This window comes from Peribacillus sp. FSL K6-1552 (assembly GCF_038005205.1).
Taxonomy (GTDB): Bacteria; Bacillota; Bacilli; order Bacillales; family DSM-1321; genus Peribacillus; species Peribacillus butanolivorans.
Genome location: NZ_JBBOST010000001.1, coordinates 5,582,568 through 5,609,358, shown reverse-complemented (window position 1 = coordinate 5,609,358; position 26,791 = coordinate 5,582,568). Strand labels below are relative to the sequence as shown.

28 protein-coding genes are annotated in these 26,791 nt (G+C 39.9%); 26 read left to right on the top strand and 2 right to left on the bottom strand.

The window, feature by feature from the left end; translation table 11 throughout:
* The first annotated feature begins 2 nt into the window (after positions 1–2).
* The 12 genes from NST21_RS26890 to spoIID all read left to right on the top strand — a co-directional run bounded on the left by NST21_RS26890 (position 3) and on the right by spoIID (position 12,232).
* Positions 3–1,103, top strand: a complete 1,101-nt coding sequence (locus NST21_RS26890) for an NADH-quinone oxidoreductase subunit D (protein ID WP_098177153.1) — start codon at positions 3–5, stop codon at positions 1,101–1,103.
* Entirely contained in the window at positions 1,104–2,111 is a 1,008-nt protein-coding gene (gene nuoH, locus NST21_RS26885) for an NADH-quinone oxidoreductase subunit NuoH (RefSeq protein ID WP_053348493.1), read from the top strand. It abuts the gene before it with no gap.
* A gap of 35 nt (positions 2,112–2,146) precedes the next feature.
* Positions 2,147–2,566, top strand: a complete 420-nt coding sequence (gene nuoI, locus NST21_RS26880) for an NADH-quinone oxidoreductase subunit NuoI (RefSeq protein ID WP_053348494.1) — start codon at positions 2,147–2,149, stop codon at positions 2,564–2,566.
* A complete protein-coding gene (locus NST21_RS26875; RefSeq protein ID WP_340892266.1) occupies positions 2,563–3,087 on the top strand; it encodes an NADH-quinone oxidoreductase subunit J in 525 nt (174 codons plus the stop codon). Before nuoI ends, NST21_RS26875 begins: the two co-directional genes overlap by 4 nt.
* Positions 3,084–3,398 carry an NADH-quinone oxidoreductase subunit NuoK gene (gene nuoK / locus NST21_RS26870; RefSeq protein WP_056524221.1) on the top strand — a complete coding sequence of 105 codons (315 nt, stop codon included), beginning with the start codon at positions 3,084–3,086 and terminating at the stop codon, positions 3,396–3,398. The genes NST21_RS26875 and nuoK overlap by 4 nt, the downstream gene beginning before the upstream one ends.
* 34 nt (positions 3,399–3,432) lie before the next feature.
* Positions 3,433–5,304, top strand: coding sequence for an NADH-quinone oxidoreductase subunit L (gene nuoL / locus NST21_RS26865; protein ID WP_340892265.1), 1,872 nt, complete (start codon positions 3,433–3,435; stop codon positions 5,302–5,304).
* Complete coding sequence (locus tag NST21_RS26860; protein ID WP_340892264.1) at positions 5,301–6,824, top strand: NADH-quinone oxidoreductase subunit M; 1,524 nt, start codon at positions 5,301–5,303, stop codon at positions 6,822–6,824. Before nuoL ends, NST21_RS26860 begins: the two co-directional genes overlap by 4 nt.
* A gap of 3 nt (positions 6,825–6,827) precedes the next feature.
* Positions 6,828–8,354, top strand: a complete 1,527-nt coding sequence (gene nuoN, locus NST21_RS26855) for an NADH-quinone oxidoreductase subunit NuoN (RefSeq protein WP_340892262.1) — start codon at positions 6,828–6,830, stop codon at positions 8,352–8,354.
* Positions 8,355–8,502: 148 nt separating this feature from the next.
* Positions 8,503–8,745 carry a DUF1146 family protein gene (locus tag NST21_RS26850; protein ID WP_053348500.1) on the top strand — a complete coding sequence of 81 codons (243 nt, stop codon included), beginning with the start codon at positions 8,503–8,505 and terminating at the stop codon, positions 8,743–8,745.
* A gap of 167 nt (positions 8,746–8,912) precedes the next feature.
* Entirely contained in the window at positions 8,913–9,662 is a 750-nt protein-coding gene (locus tag NST21_RS26845) for a YwmB family TATA-box binding protein (protein ID WP_340892260.1), read from the top strand.
* A gap of 32 nt (positions 9,663–9,694) precedes the next feature.
* On the top strand, positions 9,695–10,996 hold the full coding sequence (gene murA / locus NST21_RS26840; RefSeq protein WP_053348502.1) for a UDP-N-acetylglucosamine 1-carboxyvinyltransferase: 1,302 nt from the start codon (positions 9,695–9,697) through the stop codon (positions 10,994–10,996).
* Positions 10,997–11,197: 201 nt separating this feature from the next.
* Positions 11,198–12,232, top strand: coding sequence for a stage II sporulation protein D (gene spoIID, locus NST21_RS26835; RefSeq protein ID WP_056524235.1), 1,035 nt, complete (start codon positions 11,198–11,200; stop codon positions 12,230–12,232).
* Positions 12,233–12,252: 20 nt separating this feature from the next.
* On the opposite strand, the gene NST21_RS26830 is transcribed toward spoIID, so the two are convergent.
* Positions 12,253–12,678, bottom strand: a complete 426-nt coding sequence (locus NST21_RS26830; protein ID WP_057216050.1) for a VanZ family protein — start codon at positions 12,676–12,678, stop codon at positions 12,253–12,255.
* Positions 12,679–12,830: 152 nt separating this feature from the next.
* Between NST21_RS26830 and NST21_RS26825 the strand changes: the two genes are divergently transcribed.
* The 8 genes from NST21_RS26825 (at position 12,831) to NST21_RS26790 (ending at position 19,353) form a co-directional block, all read left to right on the top strand.
* Positions 12,831–13,733: a M23 family metallopeptidase gene (locus tag NST21_RS26825; protein WP_340892258.1), complete on the top strand. Its 903-nt coding sequence runs from the start codon at positions 12,831–12,833 to the stop codon at positions 13,731–13,733.
* Between the two features lie 435 nt (positions 13,734–14,168).
* Complete coding sequence (gene spoIIID / locus NST21_RS26820) at positions 14,169–14,441, top strand: sporulation transcriptional regulator SpoIIID (protein WP_034315767.1); 273 nt, start codon at positions 14,169–14,171, stop codon at positions 14,439–14,441.
* A 321-nt stretch (positions 14,442–14,762) separates the two neighbouring features.
* Positions 14,763–15,764 (top strand): rod shape-determining protein, encoded by a 1,002-nt coding sequence (locus NST21_RS26815; protein WP_053348506.1) that lies wholly within the window; start codon positions 14,763–14,765, stop codon positions 15,762–15,764.
* A 282-nt stretch (positions 15,765–16,046) separates the two neighbouring features.
* On the top strand, positions 16,047–16,886 hold the full coding sequence (locus tag NST21_RS26810) for a flagellar hook-basal body protein (RefSeq protein ID WP_340892256.1): 840 nt from the start codon (positions 16,047–16,049) through the stop codon (positions 16,884–16,886).
* 56 nt (positions 16,887–16,942) lie between these two features.
* Positions 16,943–17,791 (top strand): flagellar hook-basal body protein, encoded by an 849-nt coding sequence (locus NST21_RS26805; RefSeq protein WP_340892255.1) that lies wholly within the window; start codon positions 16,943–16,945, stop codon positions 17,789–17,791.
* 178 nt (positions 17,792–17,969) lie between these two features.
* Positions 17,970–18,224, top strand: coding sequence for a DNA-directed RNA polymerase subunit beta (locus NST21_RS26800; RefSeq protein ID WP_056524248.1), 255 nt, complete (start codon positions 17,970–17,972; stop codon positions 18,222–18,224).
* Between the two features lie 124 nt (positions 18,225–18,348).
* Entirely contained in the window at positions 18,349–18,777 is a 429-nt protein-coding gene (fabZ, locus tag NST21_RS26795) for a 3-hydroxyacyl-ACP dehydratase FabZ (RefSeq protein ID WP_056524251.1), read from the top strand.
* Positions 18,778–19,074: 297 nt separating this feature from the next.
* Positions 19,075–19,353, top strand: a complete 279-nt coding sequence (locus tag NST21_RS26790; RefSeq protein ID WP_340892253.1) for a hypothetical protein — start codon at positions 19,075–19,077, stop codon at positions 19,351–19,353.
* Between the two features lie 127 nt (positions 19,354–19,480).
* Here NST21_RS26790 and NST21_RS26785 read toward each other — a convergent pair whose 3' ends face one another.
* Positions 19,481–19,915, bottom strand: coding sequence for a YwpF family protein (locus NST21_RS26785; RefSeq protein ID WP_340892251.1), 435 nt, complete (start codon positions 19,913–19,915; stop codon positions 19,481–19,483).
* Positions 19,916–20,299: 384 nt separating this feature from the next.
* On the opposite strand from NST21_RS26785, the gene ssb reads away from it, so the two are divergent.
* The 6 genes from ssb to NST21_RS26755 all read left to right on the top strand — a co-directional run bounded on the left by ssb (position 20,300) and on the right by NST21_RS26755 (position 26,694).
* Positions 20,300–20,662 (top strand): single-stranded DNA-binding protein, encoded by a 363-nt coding sequence (ssb, locus tag NST21_RS26780; protein WP_053348513.1) that lies wholly within the window; start codon positions 20,300–20,302, stop codon positions 20,660–20,662.
* Positions 20,663–21,038: 376 nt separating this feature from the next.
* Complete coding sequence (locus tag NST21_RS26775) at positions 21,039–22,043, top strand: ABC transporter ATP-binding protein (RefSeq protein ID WP_340892249.1); 1,005 nt, start codon at positions 21,039–21,041, stop codon at positions 22,041–22,043.
* Positions 22,024–22,992 carry an ABC transporter ATP-binding protein gene (locus NST21_RS26770; protein ID WP_056524268.1) on the top strand — a complete coding sequence of 323 codons (969 nt, stop codon included), beginning with the start codon at positions 22,024–22,026 and terminating at the stop codon, positions 22,990–22,992. Before NST21_RS26775 ends, NST21_RS26770 begins: the two co-directional genes overlap by 20 nt.
* Positions 22,993–23,036: 44 nt before the next feature.
* Complete coding sequence (locus NST21_RS26765; RefSeq protein ID WP_056524271.1) at positions 23,037–24,653, top strand: ABC transporter substrate-binding protein; 1,617 nt, start codon at positions 23,037–23,039, stop codon at positions 24,651–24,653.
* Positions 24,654–24,770: 117 nt separating this feature from the next.
* Entirely contained in the window at positions 24,771–25,775 is a 1,005-nt protein-coding gene (locus NST21_RS26760; protein WP_056524274.1) for an ABC transporter permease, read from the top strand.
* Positions 25,776–25,791: 16 nt separating this feature from the next.
* Positions 25,792–26,694, top strand: coding sequence for an ABC transporter permease (locus NST21_RS26755; protein WP_057216032.1), 903 nt, complete (start codon positions 25,792–25,794; stop codon positions 26,692–26,694).
* Positions 26,695–26,791 lie beyond the last annotated feature (97 nt).

Below are 26,791 nucleotides of genomic sequence, written 5' to 3'. Positions count from 1 at the left end.
TAATGTTACGGACGGAAGAAATGCTTCTCAATGTCGGGCCACAGCATCCGAGTACACATGGTGTTTTTCGGCTTGTCATCAAAATCGATGGTGAAATAATAAAAGAGGCTACACCTGTCATAGGGTATCTACATCGCGGTACGGAAAAATTAGCGGAAGATCTACAATATACTCAGATTATTCCCTATACCGACCGACTGGATTATCTGGCCGCAATGACAAATAATTATGTGCTTTGTCATGCCGTTGAAACAATGATGGGGGTTGAAATCCCCGACAGGGCTGAGTATTTGCGGGTAATCGCAATGGAGTTAGGCAGAGTTGCGAGTCACCTTGTTTGGTGGGGAACGTATTTGCTTGATATTGGAGCGACGAGCCCCTTTTTATATGCTTTTCGTGAACGTGAAATGATCGTTAACTTATTGACTGAATTGTCAGGTGCACGACTTACATTTAATTATATGCGGGTCGGAGGTGTGAAATGGGATGCTCCTGAAGACTGGATTGAAAAGGTAGCAGAGTTTGTTCCTTATATGAGGGAGCAGCTAGCTGGTTACCATGAGCTGGTAACAGGGAATGAAATCTTCGTGAACCGAGTTAAGGGAGTGGGCACCTATTCGAAGGAAGAAGCGCTTCAGTACTCACTAAGCGGTGCAAACTTAAGGTGTACAGGTGTAAAATGGGATTTAAGAAAAAATGAACCATATTCTATTTATAACAGGTTTCAATTTAATATTCCTACCCGAGAAGAAGGCGATGCTTTTTCACGCTATCACTGCAGGATGGAGGAAATTGAAGAATCATTGAAAATCCTTGAGCAGGCGGTTGAGCAGTTTCCAGCCGAAGGACCAATCATTGCTAAGGTCCCGAAAATAATAAAGGTGCCAAAAGGCGAGGCCTTTGTCCGAATTGAATCACCAAGAGGGGAAATCGGCTGTTATATCGCAAGTGAGGGAAAAAAGGAGCCGTACCGGTTAAAATTCCGCCGACCTTCATTTTATAATCTGCAAATTCTTCCAAAGTTACTGGAAGGGGAAAATATGGCGAACTTGATAACGATACTAGGTGCCATTGATATTGTATTAGGGGAGGTGGATGGATAAATGATCCAGGATTTGCTTCAATCCACGCCAAGTCTACTGAATTTTGGCATCTTTTTTGGCTTGGCTGTGCTGCTCCTATTTGTTGTTTTAGGGTTTGTCACCTATGGTATTCTTTCTGAACGAAAAATCATGGGGTTCATGCAGTTGCGGGTGGGGCCAAATCAGATTGGTGGTAAATGGGGGCTTTTGCAGACCGTTGCCGATGTTTTGAAGCTTTTAATCAAGGAAGATACAATCCCCAAAAAAGCCGATAAGCCGCTTTATATATTGGCACCGGTAATCGCCTTTGCTCCAGCTTTCATGGTCCTTGCTACATTGCCATTTACCGATGCATTTCAATTTGCCGATATAGGTGTCGGGCTATTGTATTATATGGCGGTTTCCGGTATTACGACGATTGGTATCGTCACGGCAGGCTGGGCATCCAACAATAAATACTCTTTGATTGGCGGAATGCGGGCGGCAGCGCAAATGATATCGTATGAAATTCCGCTCGTGATGTCGTTAGTGGGGATAGTCCTGTTGACAGGGAGCTTAAACTTAAATGATATAGTCGCTGCACAGGAGAAGGTTTGGTTCATTTTTCTTCAACCAATTGCGTTTATAGTTTTTTTTATTGCATCGGTAGCTGAGTTGAACAGGGTCCCTTTTGATCTTCCGGAAGCGGAATCTGAACTCGTTTCGGGTTATCATGTTGAATACTCTGGGTTTCGCTGGGCCTTCTTTATGTTGTCGGAATATGTGTATATGTTTGCAATGGCTACGTTAACCACTGTATTATTTTTAGGGGGATGGAATTCTATACCGTTTCTGGATTTTATTCCGGCAGCTGTCTGGTTTGGACTGAAGTTTAGTGCTGTGTTTTATGTATTGGTTTGGATTCGTGTAACCTTTCCGCGTATAAGGGCCGACCAATTGATGGAGTTCGGCTGGAAAGTACTGCTGCCGATTGCGTTAGCTAATATATTTTTAACTGCACTTTTAAAAGAATTATTTAAACTTTTTTAAAAAACTTTAAGCTAATCAGAAAGCGAGGGGTTAATATGCTTGGCTTAGCAAAAGGTTTAACCTATACGTTGAAGAACTTGACACGGAAAAAAGTGACCTACGACTACCCAAATGAGCCGCTGCCGCTCCCTGATCGATTCCGTGGAATACAAAAATTCTATCCTGAGAAGTGTATTGTATGCAATCAATGCGTGACGATTTGTCCAACAGACTGTATACAATTAACAGGGAAAAAGCATCCGGACCAAACAAAAAAAGGTAAAATCATCGATACGTATGACATCAATTTTGAGATATGTATTTTGTGTGATCTATGTACGGAGGTTTGCCCTACTGAAGCGATAGTGATGACGAATCAATTTGAACTGGCGGAATACAGCCGTGAACAGTTATTTAAAAATCTAGAGTGGCTGGATGAAAATGATGAAAATATCCGGAAGGTGAATAAAGTATGAGTTTGTCCGGTGAATTAATTGCATTTTTGGGTTTGGCACTCGTCGCCATATTAGGCGGTGTGCTGCTAATTACGTTAACAAAAGTGGTACACATGGTAATTGCCCTTGTCTTTACATTTCTAAGCATTGCAGGCATTTATATGCTGCTCTCGGCAGAATTTGTGGCAGTCGTACAAATCTTAATCTATTCTGGGGCAATTACGATCGTGATGTTGTTTGGAATTATGCTGACTAATCATCAAGAACGCGAAGAGCCGGCAAAAGGGAGGTGGGGGAAATTCTCTTTGCTGCTAGCGGTTGCTGGATTTGCTGTGGCAGTTTATCTGGGTATTTACAATCTGCATATACCTGTTCAGCCAACGACCTTGCATGAGGAAAATACGAAACAAATTGGCATTGAGCTGTTTTCCAAATATGTGATTCCATTTGAAGTGATGTCTGTTCTCCTGCTTGTTGCTTTAGTAGGTGCCATTGTGTTAGCAAAAAAAGACGATAAGGATGAGGAGGGAGATCAATTATGACAGGAGTTCCCTTGTCGGCTTATCTGGTATTGGCACTAGTTTTATTTTGTATTGGACTGTATGGCGCATTGGTAAAAAGAAATGCGGTCATTGTTTTGATTTCCATTGAGCTGATGCTGAACGCTGCGAATATCAATTTGGTTGCTTTCAGTAAATTTGGAGTAACGCCATCCATTACTGGTCAAGTGTTTTCATTATTTACAATTACAATTGCTGCAGCCGAGGCAGCTGTTGGGCTGGCTATATTAATGGCCCTTTATCGTAATCGTAAGACGGTCAATGTTGATGAAATGGATTCAATGAAGCATTGAAGGTTTATATAAATGAAGAAGGGGATTTGATACGATGATGGAGAATGCTTGGCTCATACCGATCTTCCCACTCGTCACGTTTCTGGTTCTGCTTCTATCAGGCAGGAGATGGCGAGAACAAGGAGCCTATATAGGAATATTATTAACGCTAGCTTCGTTTATTTTATCGCTGCTTGTCTTGATAGAACGGTTTAAAGAACCTACTTATAAAGTAACGATAGATTGGCTTTCCATCGGTGGGACGCAACTTACGGCAGGATTTGAAATCAATCAGCTTAATGCCTTGATGCTCGTGATTGTTTCACTTGTTAGCCTGCTTGTCCAGATTTACTCGAAGGGGTATATGTACGGTGAAGAGCGATTCTCCATTTTCTATGCATACCTTGGTTTCTTCACCTTTGCAATGCTTGGGCTTGTCATGGCACCCAATTTATTGCAACTCTATTTCTTCTGGGAATTGGTCGGGGTTGGATCCTTCCTATTGATTGGATTTTACTTTTATAAACAGGAAGCAAAGAAGGCTGCGAAGAAGGCCTTTATTATGACCAGAATAGGTGATGTAGGGCTTTTAATTGGCATTATTCTACTATTCTGGGAAACTGGTAGCTTTGAATATGGAGAGATCTTTCAAGCTGTTCAGGCTGGCGAGATTTCAGTTGGAAGGTTGACGTTGATTGCTGTTCTGATTTTTATCGGTGCGGTTGGGAAATCGGGACAGTTTCCTCTTCACACTTGGCTTCCTGATGCAATGGAAGGTCCGACTCCTGTATCTGCACTGATTCACGCAGCAACTATGGTTGCAGCAGGAGTTTACTTGGTAGCCACTATGTTTCCGTTGTTTCTGGCAAGTGTTACAGCAATGCACGTCGTAGCAGTAACGGGTGGATTTACAGCCATCTTTGCTGCAAGCATTGCTCTTGTGCAAAAGGATGTTAAGCGTGTGCTAGCCTATTCGACGATCTCCCAACTTGGCTTTATGATGCTAGCTTTAGGTACGGCTGGATATGTGGCAGGGGTGTTTCATTTAATGACTCATGCTTTTTTTAAAGCATTGCTGTTTTTAGCAGCAGGAAGTGTAATTCATGCTATACATACACAGAACATAGAAAAAATGGGTGGGTTATGGAAAAAGTTGAATTGGACAGGACCACTTTTCTTGATTGGAACTTTGGCGATATCGGGGTTTCCCTTGCTGTCGGGGTTTTTCAGTAAAGATGAAATTCTCATGTCAGCCTGGGAGCATGGGGATTATCTCCTATTTACACTTGCGGTGATTACATCTTTTTTAACCGCATTTTATATGTTCCGCCTGTTTTTCATGATATTTGCAGGAGAATCACGAAGTCCAGTTAATCAGGTTAAGGGATCACCTTCAATCATGTTACTTCCTATGTTTGTTTTGGCGTTGCTTGCTGTGATTAGTGGATATATTCAAACCCCATGGTTCGGAACATTCCTTGGTGATTGGCTAGTCGAAGGAAATGAAACGCTGCTTGGCGCTAGCCATAATGAGGGACCAGTGTGGATTATGTTTATGGCCGTGTTTGTATCGCTTGCTGGCATATTACTTGCTTATATGATGTACGCTAAAAAGAAGATACCCCGGGACTGGCTCTTCAAAGAGAACTCCAAATTATATAAAGTTTTAGATAATAAGTATTTTATTGATGAGATTTACTTTTTTACCGTAGGCTATGCAATTAAGGGCTTTAGTTTATTTCTTTCTTATATTGAAAAGTTCATTGTCGGGGGATTGATCTCAACAGTGACAAGTTCAATAGAGGGGCTAGGGAAAATAGGGTCTAAACTGCAAACAGGACAGGTGCAGCAGTATGGCATGATCGCCTTTCTTGGGCTTGCGGTACTATTGGTCATCTTTGCGTTAACAGGGGGGTATTTAAGATGAATGTCTATTTGCTCTCACTATTAGTGTTTTCTCCGCTACTTGGCATTGTAATGGTTGCCATTATGCCGAAAAAAGAGGAAAGAACGATCAAGCAATTCGGTTTTTTTGGAACACTGCCTCCCCTTATTCTCTCGTTATTTCTATTTAGTCAATATTATTCGGGTGTGGCACTCTCTTCCTTTGATACCAAGATGAATTGGATCCGATTTGGAAATTTGGCGATGTATGACCCTAAATTGTTTACCGTTAATTTTGAATTGGGTCTGGATGGGTTAAGTCTCATCTTTATATTACTGACAACAATCGTTTCGTCACTAGCAGCGATGGCTTCTATTTATATAAAACAAGAGTGGAAAGGGTATTACCTTTTATTTTTAATTTTAGAGATTGGTATGCTCGGTGTCTTTACAGCAGAAAACTTAATTCTTTTTTTCATCTTTTTTGAAATGACGTTGATTCCGACATTCTTTTTAATTGGGAGATGGGGATTTTTAGAGAAGGAGAAAGCATCTTATAGTTTCCTAATTTATAATGGCATTGGTTCGGCGGTTCTATTGGTGGCTATTTTGATTTTGTTTGCCCGGACAGGAACGACGAATATTGCGGCTTTGTCTCAGATGATGACGATGGGCGGCGTCTCGCTCTTTGCACCAATTTCCGGTTCGATGAAGTATGGATTATGTTTGGCTTTCATCATAGCTTTTGCGATTAAGCTGCCCGTATTTCCCTTCCACAGCTGGATGGTGCGGGTTCATGCCGAGGCACCGCCCTCCATTGTTATGATTCATGCAGGTGTCCTTTTGAAAATAGGGGCATACGGAATCATCCGGTTTGGAATGGGGATTTTCCCGGAACAATATAAAAGCCTGGCTTTTATCGTTGTACTTTTTGGAGTCCTAAGCTTGTTGTATGGTGCATTTTTAGCGTTAGTGCAAACGGATTTCAAGCTCGTTTTAGCATATTCCTCGGTTTCGCATATGGGAATCGTTATGATGGGGCTGGGTGCCTTAAACGAATCGGGTATTCAGGGAGCCATCTTTCAAGTTATCTCACATGGATTAATTGCTGCTTTGTTGTTTTTCTTGGTTGGCGTGTTGTATGAGCGGACGGGTACAACCATGCTTACTAAACTTGGCGGCTTGACAAAGTCGATGCCAATATTTTCTGGACTTTTGTTAGCCGGCGGGATGGCTTCCCTCGGTTTGCCTGGGATGTCTGGCTTCATCAGTGAATTTATGGTATTTCTGGGCTTATTCAAGAGTCAGCCGTTGTTTGGGGCAATCGGAGCTCTGGGACTTGTTTTAACGGCTGTCTATATGCTGAGAGCGGTCCTGATGATAACGTTTGGTAAAAGTAATAGCTTGGTAGAGAAAGAGAAACATGACCTTAAGGGGCTGGAGTTTGTGCCAACTGTGGTACTTCTCGGGTTGATTATATCGGTTGGGGTGTACCCAAATCTATTAGGCGGGCCTCTTCAAGAAACGATTGATGCCATGATGCTAGCGCTAGGGGGGCGATGAAGGATGGATTGGAACACAATGCTTTCTTACAATTGGGGAGCGATGATGCCAGAATTCATCATCCTTGGAACGGCCATGATTCTTTCGATATTGGATTTATTCTGGCCAAAGCATTTTAATCGAAGGAAACTTGCATGGCTCGCGTTAACCGGAATTATTCTGGCATTTTTGTCACTGATTAGCTTATTTTCCTTTGAGACTGTAAGCATCTTATCCGATACATTTCGTTTAGATTCATTTGCAAAAGCATTTAAGCTAATCTTATTATTCGGAGCGGGTCTTGTCATCCTCCTTGCTGAAAGCTACGAGCCCCAAGAGGGATTGCAGGAGCATCGCGGGGAATTTTATTATCTGTTCCTGACCGCATTGCTTGGGGCGATGATCATGACCTCAAGCGGTGATATGATAACCTTGTTTGTTGGACTAGAGCTACTTTCACTTTCTTCTTATATATTAGTAGGAATACGTAAACATAATCGAAAGTCTAATGAAGCGTCTATGAAATATGTGATTAACGGCGGTATTTCCACGGCAATCACTTTGTTCGGAATGAGCTATTTATATGGAGTGACCGGTTCGGTAAATCTAGGGGAGATGAGCCGGACGATGGCCGCTATGACGGATGGTCAGCTGCAATACATTATGGGTCTCGCTTTCTTCATGGTTTTTGTTGGTTTATCCTTTAAGATTGCTGCTGCTCCGTTTCATATGTGGGCGCCGGATGTCTATGAGGGAGCACCTACTCCTGTTGTTGCCTTTTTAAGTGTCATCTCGAAAACTGCAGGATTCGTCATTATCCTGCGTATCTTCCTTTCACTGTTTCTAACCGCTCCCGGTGATACATTCGGAGCGCTCGACTTTTTGGAAAAAAATAATATCTATATAGCTTTTGTGGCAGGTCTGACAATCATTATTGGAAATGTAATTGCATTAAGACAACAAAACTTAAAACGGTTATTTGCCTTTTCTAGTATCGCCCATGCCGGTTACCTCCTTGTAGCGGTAGCGACAATGGGCGGTGGCTACTTCTTGATGGATACAGTCTGGTTTTACTTACTGGCATATTTACTAATGAATATCGGCGTATTTGCGGTCATTCAACTGCTTTCCAGTCAAAGTGGCTCAGAGGACATAAGTATTCTGGCAGGGCTTGGGGGGAGATCTCCATACCTTGCCATAGCATTTACTATCTTTATCCTCTCGTTAGCTGGAATTCCTGGAACGACAGGGTTCATCGGCAAACTGAATATTTTTCTTGGAACATTCATTACTGAACCTGGACATTATGTCCTTGCAGGGATCATGATTGCAGGTACAATTGTGTCCTATGTGTATTATTTTGGATTATTGGTTCAAGTCTTTTACCGGCCCATTCATTCAGACAAGGTAATTAAAATTCGATCCGGTCTGTCCACCGTTATAATTATTTGCCTAGTAGGTACCATCCTTTTCGGGATAGTTCCTAATCTAGCTTTGGATTTTCTCCATAATCAATTTGGGGATTTTACAGACTTTATTTCGAGTGAATGATATAATGCCTGTATCAGAGGCTTGTTCCATTGGATCAAGCCTCTATTTACAGTTTAAAAAGATATTTTGCAATTCTTCCTTTTATATTCCAAATTCGAAGGGGTTTTGTGTTAGAATAGAAGACGGGTGTCTTTTAGGAGGTATGTACATGTTTTCAACAATGGGACAGCAGGCTTTAACAGGAATAATTGCACACTTGTTTTTCATTGCAGTTACCTGGTGGGCTCTACAGGCATTACACTTTGATAAAATTTTAAGATCCAATTCAGTCATCAAGGCCAGGGTTTTATATATTTTATTAACGGTTGCCATCGGTTCAGTTGTTAGTAATTTCTTCCTTGACTACCTGGGATTTGCGAACCAACTCCCATATATGTTTAGTGATGATTAATAAGCTGTAAGACTCTGCTTATAGCAAAATATGATTCTACTCTTGTATTCGCCATACTTCTCCTGCTATTAATAATATCAGGTAGTGAGGTGTCACCAATTGTCGGAAAACACGAAGTATGAACTCTCTCCTTGTGGAAAGAATGTATAAAAGGGGAGGGATTTAACATGCATAATTGGAACAAAAAAATGTTAACATACATAGTATTTCTTGGTTTGATGGTGATTTTAATTGGGAATAGAACGATTGTGGCAGAAAGTAAAACCGATATAGTTAAGTTGGTGGAACTGCTACAACAGGATAAGGATTTAAACATAGGAGAATGGTCTGTATATGCTAGAGAAATAAATAAAGAGATTGCAACTAAACAAGAGTTTGAAAGAGAAGTATCAGTTTTAAAACAAAAATACCCTCAATTTCAATGGTACCGGGAAGATGATGCTTCCGGCTGGAAGGCTGAGGCGTTAATTCACAATGTCGATTCAGGTCTAACCGAGTCTATTAAAATAATGACAACGGAAGAGAAATTTGATAAAGTTACCTATGTTATTTACGAAGTGAAGGGGCAAAGGTGGAGAAAAGCTAATTCAGCCTTCTTTACAACAACGTTCCAGAACAGGGTGAATGACCTATTTATAGGAACTCCTTCAATTTTTTCTTGTATAAAAGGGTCTATCAATGATAATATGGATTCGGTTTTAAACTCTAAAACTGAAGATCTGTTAGATATGTTCCAAGCAAGGGAAATTGAGAGTGTGCATGAAACAAACTTTACATCTATATCTGCACATTCAACATTGTTTAAACAACCTTTGACAAAAGAAAAATTAAATTTGCAGTTTGGGCTACGGACAGAAGGATTGGGTGACAGAACGAACTTTGTAGTTGGCACACCAATCATAACGTTTGAATATTAATATAGAGAAAATGGACGCGGAGGGGAATACTTTTGGAAAAAATCATCGTCCGCGGCGGAAATAGGCTTAGCGGGACAGTTAAAGTAGAAGGTGCTAAAAACGCCGTTTTGCCAGTTATCGCTGCAACATTATTAGCAAGTGATGGGAAAAGTATCATTAAAGATGTTCCTACGCTCTCCGATGTATATACAATCAACGAAGTATTGCGCAACTTAAATGCAGATGTTGCCTTTCATGACAATCAAGTAACTGTAGATGCATCAAGAGAGTTATTAGAAGAAGCACCATTTGAATATGTACGTAAAATGAGAGCTTCCGTTTTAGTGATGGGCTCATTATTAGCAAGGAATGGCCGGGCCCGCGTTGCTCTCCCTGGTGGTTGTGCCATCGGTTCTCGTCCTATCGATCAACATTTAAAGGGCTTTGAAGCGATGGGAGCAAAAGTGAAGGTCGGTAACGGTTTCATTGATGCCGAAGTTGAAGGCAGACTTAAGGGTGCAAGAGTGTACCTTGACTTCCCAAGTGTAGGTGCCACTGAAAATATCATGATGGCAGCAACACTTGCTGAAGGTACGACTATACTTGAAAATGTGGCCAAAGAGCCTGAAATTGTAGATCTTGCGAATTTCCTTAATAAAATGGGTGCCAAAGTTAGAGGCGCTGGTACGGGTACAATGAGAATCGAAGGTGTCGATAAATTATATGGCACTGAACATGCGATTATACCTGACCGCATCGAGGCTGGTACGTTTATGACAGCGGCTGCTCTTACCGGTGGTAACGTTCTTGTTCAAGGGGCTGTGCCTGAACATCTTACTTCCCTTATTGCGAAAATGGAAGAAATGGGCATTACAATCCTTGAGGAAGAAGATGGATTGCGTGTTATCGGTCCAAAAACCTTGAAGGCTATTGATATTAAAACAATGCCACATCCTGGTTTCCCAACTGATATGCAATCACAAATGATGGCATTATTATTGCGTGCTGAAGGAACAAGTATGATTACGGAGACAGTGTTCGAAAACCGTTTTATGCATGTTGAAGAATTCCGCCGCATGAATGCGAATATAAAAATTGAAGGTCGTTCTGTTATTGTGAATGGACCAACTAATATTCAAGGTGCTGAAGTGGCTGCAACTGATTTACGTGCTGCTGCTGCGCTTATCCTGACTGGATTAGTTGCGGATGGCATTACTCGTGTTACAGAATTAAAGCATCTTGACAGAGGATACGTAAACTTCCATGGTAAATTAGCATCTTTAGGTGCTGATGTGGAGCGTATTAACGAAGAAGTACCTTCAGAAACAAAAAAAATTGCCGATTTAAACGCATAAGATATCTTAAAAAACCCATTCACGCTTCAGTCATTGAAGTGTGAATGGGTTTTTTGTTTTGTTCTAGTATTAAAACTTCTAACTCAGTAACTGTCGTTTTTCTATTCATAAAAGCTTGTCCTTCGACATACATATGTTATGTAGAGATACCTGCTGGATGGGAGAATATCAGCAGAGAACAAGTGTAGGGAGGCCCAGGATTTGAAAGCTATCAAACCGATGATCGTACTATTTATAGCAGTAGCATTTGTGATTATTATGATTCCAGCAGTGCTTGTGCTTCCATTTTCAAGTGATAAGACAAGTGGAAAGTTAGACGAACAATTAGAACAGAAAGCAAAGGAAGAGGGTAAAGAAGTGAGTGCAAATGAAATGAGTTCCGTTGAAGTTGCTGTTTACCGTACATCTGCTAAAAAGATTCAAAAACTGCCGATTGAATCGTATTTGGCTGGAGTGGTTGCAGCTGAAATGCCGGCGGATTTTGAGGAAGAAGCATTGAAGGCCCAAGCATTGACAGCCAGAACTTACATTGTCGATCAGCTCATAAACGATAATCGAATGGGCTTGCCAGACGGTGCAGATGTGAGCGATACGGTAATGCATCAAGTTTATATGAATAATGATGAGCTAAAAGAGCAGTGGGGCTCTGATTATAAATGGAAGATGAAGAAAATTAACAAAGCTATTAAGGAAACACAAGGCCAAATTCTAACCTATAATGGAAAACCAATTACAGCGACTTTTTTTTCGACCAGCAATGGGTATACAGAGAATTCCGAGGACTATTGGGAAGCAGAGTTTCCTTATTTAAAAAGTGTATCCAGTCCATGGGATAAAGAATCACCAAAGTTTTATAATAAAATGGTAGTGGACGCTGCGGATTTTGAAAAGAAGCTAGGCGTAAGTCTATCATCAGCGACAACAATAGGGACTGTTATTGAAAGAACATCAGGTAATCGTGTAGGTGTAGTTGAAATCGGCGGAAAGAAATTGACAGGGAAGCAGATTCGTGAAAAGCTCGGATTGAAGTCATCTGATTTTAACTGGGAGCGCCAAGGCAACCAAATTGTCATCACGACCAAAGGATATGGACACGGAGTTGGAATGAGTCAATACGGTGCTAATGGAATGGCCCGGGAAGGAAAAAACTATGAAGATATTGTAAAGTACTACTATAAAGGGGTAAAAGTACAGTCTTCTAGCAAGTGGATGAATACAATGACGGCGAAAAAATGAGAGATGGGATTCCCCATCTCTCATTTTTTTCCGCCTAATTTTTCTATAATAGTTAAAAAGCCACGTTCGTGCTTGAAATAGTGGTAGTGAACATGAAAATAGACAGCCAATACTCCGATGATATCTTTGATTACATCTATTAAGGTGGCAGAACGATAGGGAATGAAAGATTGATGATATTCATCTACAATACCGTATAAGCCTGCCACAAGGGCTGCCAACAAGCTTAGCGTTGGCTTCAGTTTTTGGTTTGCTGCAAGAGCAGAAACGAATAATATGTACAAAATTGCAAATTCGACTAAATGAAGTGCCTCTTTGATAAATCGGTCCGTTGATGATGAGGGGATATCAAGAATAACATCATCAGGAAGGCTGGACATTGTCCAAATGGCAATCATATATAAAAAAGGTAATAACGTTAACACGAGTTTAAAGGCTTTTTTCATAAATTAAACATCCTTCAACAGTAAGATACAAAACATTTTACCATTCTACGAATAAAATCGGTTTCTTTTCCACAAAATAAATCTAAAAAATTTTTTACCAAAATGTATATAATCTTAGCAAAATGTTCAGAATGATTGCTGAGGTGATTAATATGAGAGAGGAAGAAAAGAAACCAACTTCCAAAATCCGACGTATACTTAAACAACGTTGGGCGTTATCAGCAATCTATATCGCAAGTGCAGCCATAATCTTAGCCGCGGCCTTCTTATTACAAAATAGTTTTGATGATTCAGCTAATGACGGTAAAGAGGACTCAGCTGAAACAGGAAAAAACTACGATCAGCCTTCAGTCGAGGTCAATAGTAATCTTGAGACAATCAAGATGCCTGTAGCCAATGCCGACAAAACGGTAATTAAAAAACAATTCTATGATGTGAATGCAGATGAAAAGGCACAAGAAGAAGCTTTGGTTTTCTACAACAATAGATATGAGCAAAACAAAGGTATAGACATTGCAATGGAAGATGGAAAAGCTTTCGATGTAAAAGCATCGTTAAGTGGAAATGTAACGAAAGTTCAAGACGATGCTTTGCTTGGCAATTTAATTGAAGTTGAGCATGAAGATGGTGTCGTTACTCGTTATCAATCAGTGAAAGATATCAAAGTTGCGGTTGGTGACAAAGTGAAACAAGGGCAAGCTATTGCTACTGCTGGAAAAAGTCAAATCAATGAAGAAGCAGGCGTGCATGTCCACTTCGAAATCAGAAAAGATAACATTGCATTAAATCCAATTGATTTTGTTGATAAACAAGCATCTGCCATTCAATCAGCAACTGAAACAGAAGGCAGCACACTTGAAGATTCTAAAACTGAGAAAGAAGAAACACCAGCAGTTGAAGAATCAGAAACTGGAACAGATGAAACGCCTGCAGTTGATGAAACTGAAGAGGGCACAGATTTAGAAAGTGGTACTGATAAGGAAGGCTCTACTCCAGGTGAAGATTCTACTGAGAAAAGCGATTCCTTGAAAGATTCGTTAAATCAATCTAATTAAGATTAAGATTTTTAATAAAATCAAAACATAAACCTTGAGCGTTTCGAATGACAACAACTGAAAATTTGGTAAAAGGAAGCCGTTCATTTTGAACGGCTTCCTTTTTTTCTTTCGAGGAAATATTGGTTCAAACGCTGAAACCCTCGCCCTTCCGACAAATTTCTCGGGAAATAATTTGTTTTTAAGGAAAATAAACAGATAAATCTTAGAAATAAATCTAATTCACCTGTCCCATTAGGCATATATTCTTAACCAAGCTAATAAGATGTTATAAACCATGAAAAGAGAGTGTTTGAGGTGAGGAATCGTTTATTACAAATTATCTAATAGTTGAATAATTCTATCTTTCATTGTTTATAGGGCAGCGGTATTCGATTCGAAAAATACGAATCTCATTTCACACTTCTCACATCCAATTTGGGGAGGTCGAGTGGTGTGCACGATTACATCAAAGAAAGAACTATCAAGATAGGAAAGTATATCGTGGAAACTAGAAAAACAGTTCGCGTCATTGCAAAAGAGTTCGGAGTCTCTAAAAGTACAGTGCATAAAGACTTAACGGAGAGGCTGCCAGAAATTAATCCTGATTTGGCTAACGAAGTGAAGGATATATTGGATTATCATAAATCCATTCGTCACCTTCGAGGTGGAGAAGCGACAAAATTAAAATATAAACGATCTGAAAGAGAAGAAGAAATCGTTAAATAAGTATTTAAATTGATTCCGGTATTTGGAAGTGATTCGAGAAATTAGGGAATAGATAAAGAGGACATGAAAATGTGTCATCTTTCTAAAACCTTGATTATGAATCTCCATGCCGGGATTTTTTTATTGGGTAAAAGTATGGGATAGTGATTATGGATATATGTAGATGTATTGACGATGTTTCATATTGGTTATTTAGGAAAAAATAGTATATGTTTGTGTTTATTTATAATTCATACTTACTTGTGTCAATACGATATGGTAAAATAAACAATTAGGACAGAAGTAGGTTATATGTGAGGATATTCAAGGAGGATTTAAGAAATGTTTGCTAGAGATATTGGGATAGATCTTGGAACAGCCAATGTTCTAATACATGTCAAAGGTAAAGGAATTGTGTTAAATGAGCCTTCGGTAGTAGCGATTGATAAGAATACAAACCGTGTTCTTGCTGTCGGGGAAGAAGCTCGTAAAATGGTAGGCCGGACTCCAGGAAACATCATCGCAATTCGTCCTTTAAAAGACGGCGTCATTGCGGACTTTGATGTAACAGAATCGATGCTTAAGCATTTTATAAATACATTAAATGTGAAAGGCTTTCTTTCAAAGCCTAGAATTTTAATTTGCTGCCCAACAAACGTAACAAGTGTTGAACAAAAGGCGATTAAAGAAGCTGCAGAAAAGAGCGGTGGCAAGAAAATATTCCTTGAAGAAGAACCAAAAGTAGCTGCAATCGGTGCTGGCATGGATATTTTTCAACCAAGCGGCAACATGGTCGTAGATATTGGTGGCGGTACAACTGACATTGCGGTTCTTTCGATGGGGGATATCGTTACGTCTTCTTCTATTAAAATGGCCGGTGATAAATTTGATAATGAAATTTTACATTATATCAAACGGAAGTATAAGCTTCTAATCGGTGAACGTACAGCAGAAAACATTAAAATTCAGGTTGCAACAGTCTTCCCTGGTTCACGTAAAGAAGTCATTGATATTCGTGGTCGTGATATGGTATCAGGATTACCTAGAACCATCTCTGTCAACTCTGAAGAAATTGAAGAAGCTCTTCGCGAGCAGGTTTCTATCATTGTACAAGCTGCCAAAAGTGTACTTGAGCGGACACCACCTGAACTTTCTGCCGATATTATTGACAGAGGCGTCATTTTAACAGGCGGAGGCGCATTGCTTCATGGTATTGATCTCCTTCTTGCAGAAGAACTTAAAGTCCCAGTACTTGTTGCAGAAAATCCAATGGATTGTGTTGCAATTGGAACTGGAATTATGCTTGATAATATGGACAAATTGCCACGGCACAAATTCAATTAAAAAGCGGACGTGAAAATCTGCATTATAAGATAGGGGTCTAAGGTTCAGACAAACATGAGGCATAGTGAAAGTGCGTGCAGTTCTAGTACTGATGAGCAATAGGCCCTCTTCTTTTAGTTGAAAATTTAACACCATTCCTTTAAATCTGACCTAGCCTATAATACAGACAAATTCTTCTGCCTAATGCTTTTCTTTTTTCCTTAAGATACTGAAGTTTATGACCGATAAGATAGATATAAGAAATCAAACGGTATAAGTAATGTAGAATAAGGAGTGAAGAAGATGTTAAGAGGTTTTTATACAGCTGCTTCTGGGATGCTTACACAGCAAAGGCGTACAGAAATGCTTACAAACAATATGTCCAATGCAAATACAACAGGGTTTAAAGCTGACCAAACGAGTATAAGATCTTTTCCGGAAATGCTTCTCAGCAACATCGATAGTAAAACGATTCCTACAGAAAACAAATTAAGTATGTCGAAGTTTTCTCAGGTGGGGAGCCTTAGTACCGGTGTTTATGTACAAGAAACCAATCCTTTATTTACACAGGGTACTCTAGAGGAAACCCAGCTTAATACAGATCTTGCCTTGGCTGACGAAAATCTTCCAATCAATGAAGGAACCGGTCGGCAAGGGGCGGTGCTTTTTACTGTTCAGGATGGCGATGGTGGACTCCGTTACACACGTAACGGCAGTTTTACTTTAGATGGGCAAGGGTATTTGACTACCCCTAATGGTTATTATGTACTGGATGAGAATAATGAACGAATTCAGCTTGATAGTGATCAGTTTACCGTTACAGAAAACGGTGTTATTTTAGAAGGAAATGTTCAAAAGGCACGCCTTGGCATCGGTTTTTCAGATAATCCATCTGCACAGCTTATGAAAGATGGAGAAGGTCTTTATAAAGTTGTGAATGATGATGAATTACCTAGTGCATATGCGGGTGCAGAGGTTAGTTTTTCTACGAAACAAGGTTTCCTTGAGGGCTCGAATGTCGATCAATCGAGAACGATGACAGAAATGATGTCGTCATACCGCTCTTTTGAAGCTAGTCAGAAAGTCCTTCAAGCCTATGATAAAAGTTTGGATAAAGCGGTCAATGAGGTTGGCAAGCTTTAAGTAAATGATTTGTAGAAAACTGTCTTTGGGAATTTGAACATTTAAGGGGAATGTCTATGAATCGAACTATGATAACAGCGACGAATACGCTAAACCAACTTCAAAGTAAAATTGATCAAATCAGCAATAATATTGCCAATGTGGATACGACTGCTTACAAAAAGACCCAAACGAGTTTTAATGACTTGTTAACGCAAAGTTTTGATAATCAGCCGAGTAAGTCCAAGGAAATTGGAAGGTTGACAACACCTGGTATTCGACAGGGAACAGGTGCTAAGATAAGTCAATCTCAATTGGTGCTTGCACAGGGGGCTTTAAAGACGACAGACCGTAATCTTGATGTGGCATTCACAAAGGAAGATCTATTCTTTACGGTAAGCGTTCAGGATGACAAAGGGGTCAATACAAGGTTAACACGGGATGGTGCTTTTTATTTATCCCCTAGTGCGAAAAATCCAGAACAAATGCTGCTAGTTACCTCTGCTGGGCATCGAGTCCTTGATGAATATGGGGAGCCGATCCTTATTGAGGGGAGTATTAAAGAAATCACAGTTTCGGAAAAAGGCTTATTGACGGTTGATACGGAGGAATTTGGCGAGAAGAGTTTTGGGCTCGGCGTTGTCTCGGTAAAAAAACCACAATTCCTTGACCAATTAGGTGGTAATTTACTTGGTCTTCCCGATAACATGAGAGGCCTGGGCGTTACGGAAGATGATATAATGACAGCGCTAACAGGAGATTCACGTAGTGAAATAGCTGTCCGCCAAGGCGTCCTAGAGTCCTCGAATGTCGATCTTTCTAAAGAAATGACGGATTTAATCAATGTTCAGCGTCATTATCAGTTTCAATCTCGTGCCGTAACGATGGCTGATCAAATGAGCGGATTAATCAATGGTATCCGTTGATTAATAGGAATACAGAATAAAGAATACCTCGCTGCGAGTTTATAACAAATCGGTTATAATTAATACTTTAACAAAGGTATTTGTTGGCGCTTTTCATTTCGACATGGCTGCCGATAGTATGAGAAGAGAGAAAATCAGTCGGCGAATTTTCTTAGAAAAAGGAGCTTTTACATCTTATATGGAGCAAAAAAGTGTAATGAGACAACAACTTAATGAAGAGGTAATGGAAGTTGAAGCGAAACAGAACCGTAGAATCAGGGTCCGTCTTTTGCCAATTTGGCTTCGTTTACTCATTGTTATGGGATTAATTTTCTTTGCTGTATTATCTGGGGCGCTTTTAGGTTACAGTGTGATCGGTGGAGGACACGCAACGGATGTTTTTCAAAAATCAACGTGGACCCATATTATTGATATTGTAAACAAAGACGCATAGTTCCATATTTTTCGAAGTAGTTGCCGTTGTTATAGAAATATTTATGGCAACTACGCCTCTGCCTTTAGGGTAGAGGCGGGTTTTCGTTATGTGTGAAAAAATTAAAGTCATAGGAGGAACAAATATGTTAGATATTACGCAAATAAAGGAAATCATTCCGCATCGTTATCCATTTTTATTAGTTGATCGGATTATTGAAATAGAAGAAGGAAAAAGAGCTGTAGGACTGAAAAATGTTACAGCTAATGAAGAATTCTTTAATGGGCATTTCCCTGATTATCCTGTTATGCCTGGAGTTTTAATTGTAGAGGCATTAGCACAAGTTGGCGCTGTAGCTGTTTTGAAACAAGATGAATATAAAGGACGGCTTGCGTTTTTTGCTGGAATTGATAATTGTCGATTTAAAAAGCAGGTAAAACCAGGTGACCAACTACGCCTTGAAGTTGAAATAGTGCGTATGAGGGGATCATTGGGTAAAGGGAAAGCGGTGGCAACGGTAGATGGCGAGGTTGCATGTGAAACAGAGATTATGTTTGCCTTCGGAGACAAATAAAAATATACTTGTTCAAGATAAAGTTGAATTAATATAACTTTTTTTATAAAAATGGTTTTAAAAAGCCTTTATGGGTGTATATATAAGAAGCAAATGCTTTGAATTCTTTAATTACAATTTCTTTTTATTCTCCCTTTGAAATGTCGGACATATATGTCCGGCATTTTTTAATGCGAATCATTCGTTATAAATATGAGTTCAGCGGATCTTCTTTGCTATTTTAAAATAGGACGCAAGTTATTTTCACATTCGGGCAAAATAAGTAATGATTAAAAGATAGAAGGGAGGTTGCCAAAAATGATGATGAAAAGAATTTTTGCACTAATTGCGGGATCTTTATTATCTGTGATGTTCCTTGCTGGGTGTGGAACAAATAATAATGATAACAATCCCGCTCCAGAAGATAATAACATAATTAATGATGATAAAAATGGCGTTGATGATAACAATGTGAATGATGATAACAATGTGAATGATAATGATAACGATGCAAATGATCTGGATAAAGATGATGATGGAATGATTGAAAACGACGATAATACCAAAGATAACGACGCCGATGACGATAACAAGTAAAGTAATTAGCATTGATTAAAAAGACTGACCTAGTTAAGAAGAGGATTATTATCCTTTTTCGTCTAGGTCAGTCTTTTTTTTGTGTGTATTTGGTTTGAGGGGAAATAGGAATAAAGGGAAGGGTACCTTATTTATTCGTGGCTAGTTTAGGCTTAGAGCGGATTTTTTGCTTGAATTCACTTATTAATTCATCGCCGACTAGACCTTTTTGGACCAAATCTTCAAGAAGAAGTTCTGCATATTTGCTGCGTGTTTTTTGGATGTGTCCAACAAATAATAGGCTATAATGGTTTCCAACTTTTCTTATGGTACGTAGGACAGTGCTAAATAAAGCTGGTTCATTGTCCTTTTTTGTAATAACGGCTTGGATAAACACCTCTCCGTCTATATTGGGAAGTGAGGGTTCAAGCTCTCTGAAGTGGCTTTCTTCTACAAAGGCTTCGAGTAACCAGGTTCTAGCATCATTTTCTTTATTAATTATAAGACCGTCTGTTAATACAATATCAATTAAGTGTAATTCCTCAGTAACAATTTGCAACGAAATTAATTTAAACGATTTCATCTAATTCCTCCGTTTCTTGCCTGTATGAAGAAGAGTGGAAAATACTCCTCTTTAGCCTAGATTCGATATTATGATTGGGTTCGTGAAAGTTTAAACCTGGTAATCCTTTTAAAGGTAATTATATCATACTAAAAAACCGTACCTTAATGAAATGAAAACCCAACAATTGTCTAAATTATGAACGATACAATAAAAATTTGCAAAAAATTAAAATTTGTATTCTTTTTGTTTTTTACTTACTTTCCATTGCAAAAATAGAATTTTAGGTAAATACAAATCAGGTTTTTATGAAGAAAATGGGTGGATATAGATTATTTTGTCGATTTTCCATTTGATGAAAGATTCATTATGATAAAAGCATATTAAAGAGAAAGGAGTGAAAAGATGATCAACCAAATTACCCTTGTAGGGAGACTGACGAAGGACCCCGAATTAAGATACACACCGGATGGCAAGGCAGTTTCCAATATTACGTTAGCGGTCAACCGTAACTTTCGTAATACAGTAGGCGATTATGAGGCGGACTTTGTACAGTGTATCATATGGAAAAAGACAGCTGAAAACACCGCTCAGTATTGCAAAAAAGGGGCCTTAATTGGCATTACCGGCAGAATTCAAACGAGGAGATACGAAAACCAAGAAGGTAAAAAAGTATATGTCACCGAAGTTGTCGCCGAGAAGGTTCAATTCATAGGATCTAAACAAAATGATGTTAAGCCAAAGGATTTTGAGCATATTGGTTTATAGTCTAACGTGAATTTCTGTTCTTGAAATAGGCGTCTTTTTCATCAACATAAAACAATTTCGTAAAGTATTACTTCATATAAGACTCGTTTACTCCCCTAATTTCCCCAAAGCCGATTTGGCTTTTCCCTCGCAAGTATCCCCGATTACCCCCTAAATTGAATCAAGGTACTTGATTCCCTCCTTTTGAATGACTGCAAAATCGCAGTCATTTTTTTTATGTAATAAATATGTACAACATAGTGGTAAACGTAAAATAAAATTATTATTCTAAAAAATTAGAATTTTAAGAAAATATATTGTAAATTTTCAATTTAGATGCAATAATAAATCAAATAATATTAAATTGGTAAAATAGTTATATATAGGAAGTGATGTAATGAAAGGACCAATTATTGAAGTGAACGGACTGCGAACGAGTTTTCGCACAGACGATGGGGAAATTCCAGTCGTAAATTCCATTGATTTTCACATCAATCCAGGTGAGGTGCTGGGGATTGTTGGGGAATCAGGCTGCGGGAAAAGTGTAACTTCTTTGTCCATCATGGGACTAGTTCCCTCCCCGGCTGGTAAGGTAGAAGGAGAGATTCTTTTTAAAGGGGTTAACATCGCCAATGCCTCTGAAGCGAAAATGAGAAAGATTCGCGGAAATGAAATTGCCATGATTTTTCAGGAACCAATGACAAGCTTGAATCCAGTTTTTACAATTGGAGAGCAATTGGTGGAGACTCTTCGGATACATAGAAAATGGAATAAAAAGCATGCCCGTCAAAGAGCCGTGGAAATGTTAAAGCTGGTTGGGCTTGGACGTGCTGAGGAACTTATCAATGAATATCCCCATCAGCTTTCAGGTGGGATGAGACAGAGGGTCATGATTGCAATGGCAATGATCTGTGAGCCGAAACTTCTCATAGCAGATGAACCGACAACCGCTTTGGATGTGACGATTCAAGCACAAATTTTAGAGTTAATGAAGAACTTAAATAAAGAGACAGATACAGCAATCATGATGATTACTCACGACCTTGGCGTTGTGGCGCAAATGTGTGAGCGTGTCATTGTAATGTATGCCGGCAAGGTAATAGAGGAAGGACAAGTGCAAACGATTTTTCGGAATCCGAAACATCCATATACGGTCGGTTTACTACAATCGATTCCCGATATGCGTCTAAAAAAAGAGCGGCTTTACTCGATTCCAGGTAATGTTCCAAGGCCAGGAACAAGCAACCTGGGCTGCCAGTTTGCCCCTCGTTGCTCTCATGCTATGGAGAAATGTCTAAGTGAGACCCCGTCACTTCTGGAATTCGATAATGGCCAGCAAGTACGCTGCTGGATGTATGAAGATGGGAAAGGAGCAGCATTGCATGACTCAACCATTAGTTAAGGTAGAAAACTTGAAGAAGCATTTTCCAATCAAAGGAGGTATTCTCGGGAAGACGGTGGGGGAAGTAAAGGCCGTTGATGGTTTGTCATTCTCCATTTATAAAGGAGAAACCTTAGGTCTTGTTGGTGAAAGCGGTTGCGGAAAGTCAACAACAGGTAGGTTACTGCTTCGATTGCTTGAGCCAAGTGAAGGGAATGTTTATTTTGAGGGGAAAGACCTAACGACTTTAACTTCCCGTGAAATGAGAAAGATGCGTCGAGAAATGCAAATGGTTTTTCAGGACCCATTCGCGTCCCTTAATCCCAGGCATACTGTTGAAAAGATATTGGAAGAGCCCCTTATCGTTCATGGTTTAAAAGATAAAAAGGAACGCCAACACCGGGTGCAGGAGCTCCTAAAGGTTGTTGGTTTAAGCAGTTACCATGCCAAAAGGTACCCGCATCAATTCAGTGGTGGTCAGCGGCAACGTATTGGCATTGCTAGGGCACTTGCAGTTAACCCTAAGCTGATTATTGCTGATGAGCCCGTATCTGCACTGGATGTGTCGATTCAAGCTCAGGTGTTGAATCTTTTGCAAGATTTGCAGAAGGATTTTGATCTGACTTACTTATTCATTGCCCACGATCTTGGCGTAGTAAGGCATATCTCTGACCGAGTCGGTGTCATGTATCTTGGTCATATCGTTGAATTGACGGGAAGTGAAGAACTCTACGAAGACCCCCTTCATCCATATACGCAGGCTTTATTATCTGCTGTGCCGATTCCAGATGTGGAATATAAGGGAGATAGAGTAATCTTGCAGGGCGATGTTCCAAGCCCATCTAACCCGCCAAGCGGTTGTCCCTTCCATACGAGATGCCCGCGAGCCATGGTGGAGTGCAAATCAGTAAAACCCGTATTGCATGAGCATAAACCCGGTCACTACGTTGCTTGTCATTTATACAATTGACACGACGTACACATAAATTCTTAAAAAAATAAAGGGGGAAGAAAATGAAGAAGACATGGGCTTTATTGTTAACTACTATCCTGGCGCTTTCACTTGCACTTGCAGGATGTTCCTCATCTACAACAAAAGAGAAAGATGAAGATAAAGGGGGATCAAGTGAAGCAAAAGGAGGCGTATTAATTTATGGTAAAGGCGGCGATGCAGTTTCACTTGATCCCGCTATAGTAACGGATGGTGAATCATTTATCGTCACACAGCAGGTTTTTGAAACCCTTGTAAAATACGGAGAAGATAATACGGAAATAAAGCCAGGTCTTGCAGAATCATGGGATGTTTCCGATGACGCAAAGACATATACATTCAAATTGAAAACCGGAATTAAGTTCCATGATGGCTCGGATTTCAATGCGGAAGCAGTTGTTAAAAACTTTCAGCGCTGGGCACAAAGTAAGGATGAAGCTAAATTTGCATACTATGCCTCTATGTTTGGCGGCTTTGAAGGTGATGAAGGCCATGTTATCAAAGAAGTAAAAGCTATTGATGATAATACAGTGGAATTCACTTTAAATCGTCCGCAGGCACCATTCTTGAAAAATATTGCTATGCCTACATTTGCAATAGCAAGTCCAACTGGCTTTGAAAAAGATGCAGACAATTTCGGTAAGAATCCTTCTGGAACAGGTCCATTCAAATTTAAATCATGGAAACCAGGCGATACGATTGAAGTTGTGAAAAATGATGACTATTGGCAAGATGGACTGCCAAAGCTTGATGGAATCACGTTTAAAGTCATTAAAGATAACTCTGCTCGATTAAATGCTGTAATCAAAGGTGAAGTTGATCTAATGGACGGGTTAAACCCAAGTGATATTAGCAAAGTAACAGGGGATGACAAACTACAAATATTCGAACGGCCATCCATGAATGTCGGCTACTTTGCATTCAATGTTGAAAAAGCACCATTCGACAAAAAGGAAGTACGCCAAGCCATCTCACACCTAATTAACAAAAAAGAAATCATTGATAACTTTTACGAAGGCACAGCTGAGCCTGCTAAGAATCCAATGCCGCCATCTGTTTCTGGGTACAATGACAACATTGAAGACTATGACTACGATGTAGAAAAAGCGAAGGAATTACTTAAAAAGGCAGGACTTGAAGATGGGTTCAAAATGGATCTTTGGGCAATGCCGGTTCCACGTCCATATATGCCAGATGGGCAAAAAGTAGCTGAAGCCATTCAAGCAAGCTTAAAACAAGTAGGTATCGAAGCAAAGATCGTTTCGTATGAATGGGCTGCATATTTAGAGAAAGTGCAGGCAGGAGAAGCTGAATCCTTCATGCTAGGCTGGACAGGCGATAATGGAGATGCAGATAACTTCCTTTACACCTTATTGGATAAAGATAATATCGGATCAAATAACTATGCTCGCTATGCAAACAAAGAAGTTCATGAACTATTGATTGAAGCTCAATCTACTGCAGAAGAAGCTAAACGTAATGAGTTATATGGAAAAGCGCAGGAAATCATTCATGAAGAAGCACCGTGGGTTCCACTTGTACACTCTTTACCACAACTTGCTGGAACTAAGACAATAAAAGGATTCGTTCCGCATCCAACCGGTTCTCAATCTCTAGTTAACGTGTCTATAGAGAATTAACCGTACGAATCGGGGAGTATGGATTTATGCATGCTGCCCGGTTTTGCTATGGAATGCATTTCAAAATAATCGAGGGTGAATGTGAAGGACCCTATTGTAAAAAGGCGGGTGATTGTTTTGTTTTCCTATACCGTACGGCGTTTAGGATCCCTCATTCCAGTATTACTTGGAATGGCGTTTATTGTATTTATGATGATTCGTGCGATTCCAGGAAATCCTGCACAAGTAATTTTAGGACAGCAAGCAACAAAAGAGGCAGTTGCAGCAATGACAAAGGAACTCGGTTTGGATAAACCTTGGTTTATTCAATTTTGGGATTATCTATTAGGTCTGTTCACAGGCGATCTTGGTGTTTCCTTAAAAACAAAGAGTCCGGTATCTGAAGAAATTGGGCCTTATCTAATGGCGACGATTGAGTTAGCCTTAATTGCCATGCTTATAGCTGTAGTCATTGGTGTAAATGCCGGTATTATTTCGGCATGGTTCCAAAACTCATGGTTTGATTATGCAGCAATGGTCATTGCGTTGATTGGTTTGTCTATGCCGATATTCTGGCTTGGACTAATGGAACAATATATCATTTCGATTCAATGGGATTTACTTCCTACGACAGGGCGTGACAATATCAGGGATCCTGTTGAGGCAATAACGGGTCTGTATTTATTAGATACCCTCATTGCTGGAAGAGTTGACCAATTTAGCGAAGTGGTTAAGCATTTAATTTTACCGGGACTCGCGCTTGCTACCATTCCGATGGCGATTATTGCAAGGATGACACGCTCGTCCATGCTAGAGGTAATGAGATCGGATTTCATTCGTACAGCTCGTGCCAAGGGAATGAGAATGTTTTGGGTTGTTTATAAGCACTCCTTGAAGAATGCTTTAATTCCAGTGGTTACGGTTATCGGCCTACAGACAGGGTTGCTCTTAGGAGGGGCTATTTTAACGGAAAACATTTTTGGTTGGCCAGGTATCGGTACATACATTTATGATGCAATTCTTTCTCGGGATTATCCGGTCATTCAGTCCGGAATCCTCATCATCGCCTTTTTGTTTGTCATGATTAACCTAGTTGTGGATTTGTTGTATGCAGCGATTGATCCTAGGATTAAGTATAAATAAATAGGGAGGGAAACTCATGCCTGAAATAGCAACGAATACATCGCCAATCCTTCATCCCCAAGAGACAGAGGAAAAAGTCATCTCTCCCTGGAAGGAAGGGTGGAAAAGCTTTAAGAAAAATAAGATAGCCCTTGTCGGTCTTGGCATTGTTTTATTTTTTGTCTTAATCGCTATTTTCGCACCAATTATTGCACCTTATTCATTTGATGGGCAGAAGCTTAGTGATAAACATCTGTCTCCATCTTCAGAACATTGGTTTGGAACGGATGAATTCGGCCGTGACATTTTGAGTAGGGTTATCTATGGCTCGCGCATATCAATAGGAATTGGTTTTTTATCTGTGGCCGGGTCTGTCGTCGTCGGGTCTTTTCTAGGAATTATCGCCGGGTATTACGGAAAGTGGATAGATACAATCATATCGAGGGTTTTTGACATTATTCTAGCGTTTCCAAGTATATTGCTTGCCATTGCCGTAGTAGCCGTATTGGGGCCTTCACTTCGCAATGCGCTTATTGCCATTGCCATCGTCAATGTCCCGATATTCGGCAGGCTTTTACGTTCGAGGGTATTAACAGTGAAAGAAGAGGAATATGTAACAGCTGCCAAGGCAATAGGAATGGGAGATGGCCGGATTCTACTTCATCACGTACTCCCGAACAGCCTTGCACCGATTATTGTTCAAGGTACTTTGGCGATTGCCACTGCCATTATTGAGTGTGCAGCACTCGGGTTCCTTGGTCTCGGTGCACAACCGCCGGCACCAGAGTGGGGAAAAATGCTTGCCGATTCGAGGTCATTTATCATTCAGGCACCATGGACGGTGCTGTTTCCTGGTCTTGCGATTATGCTAACTGTCCTCGGCTTTAACCTAATGGGTGATGGACTGCGTGATGCATTGGATCCGAGAATGAAAAACTAAATGTTAAAAGATGGTGATTGTTTTACAATCACCATCTTTTTTGTTTTTCTTACAAATCTATTAAAATATGAAAAATAATAACAAAATACTAGTTAGA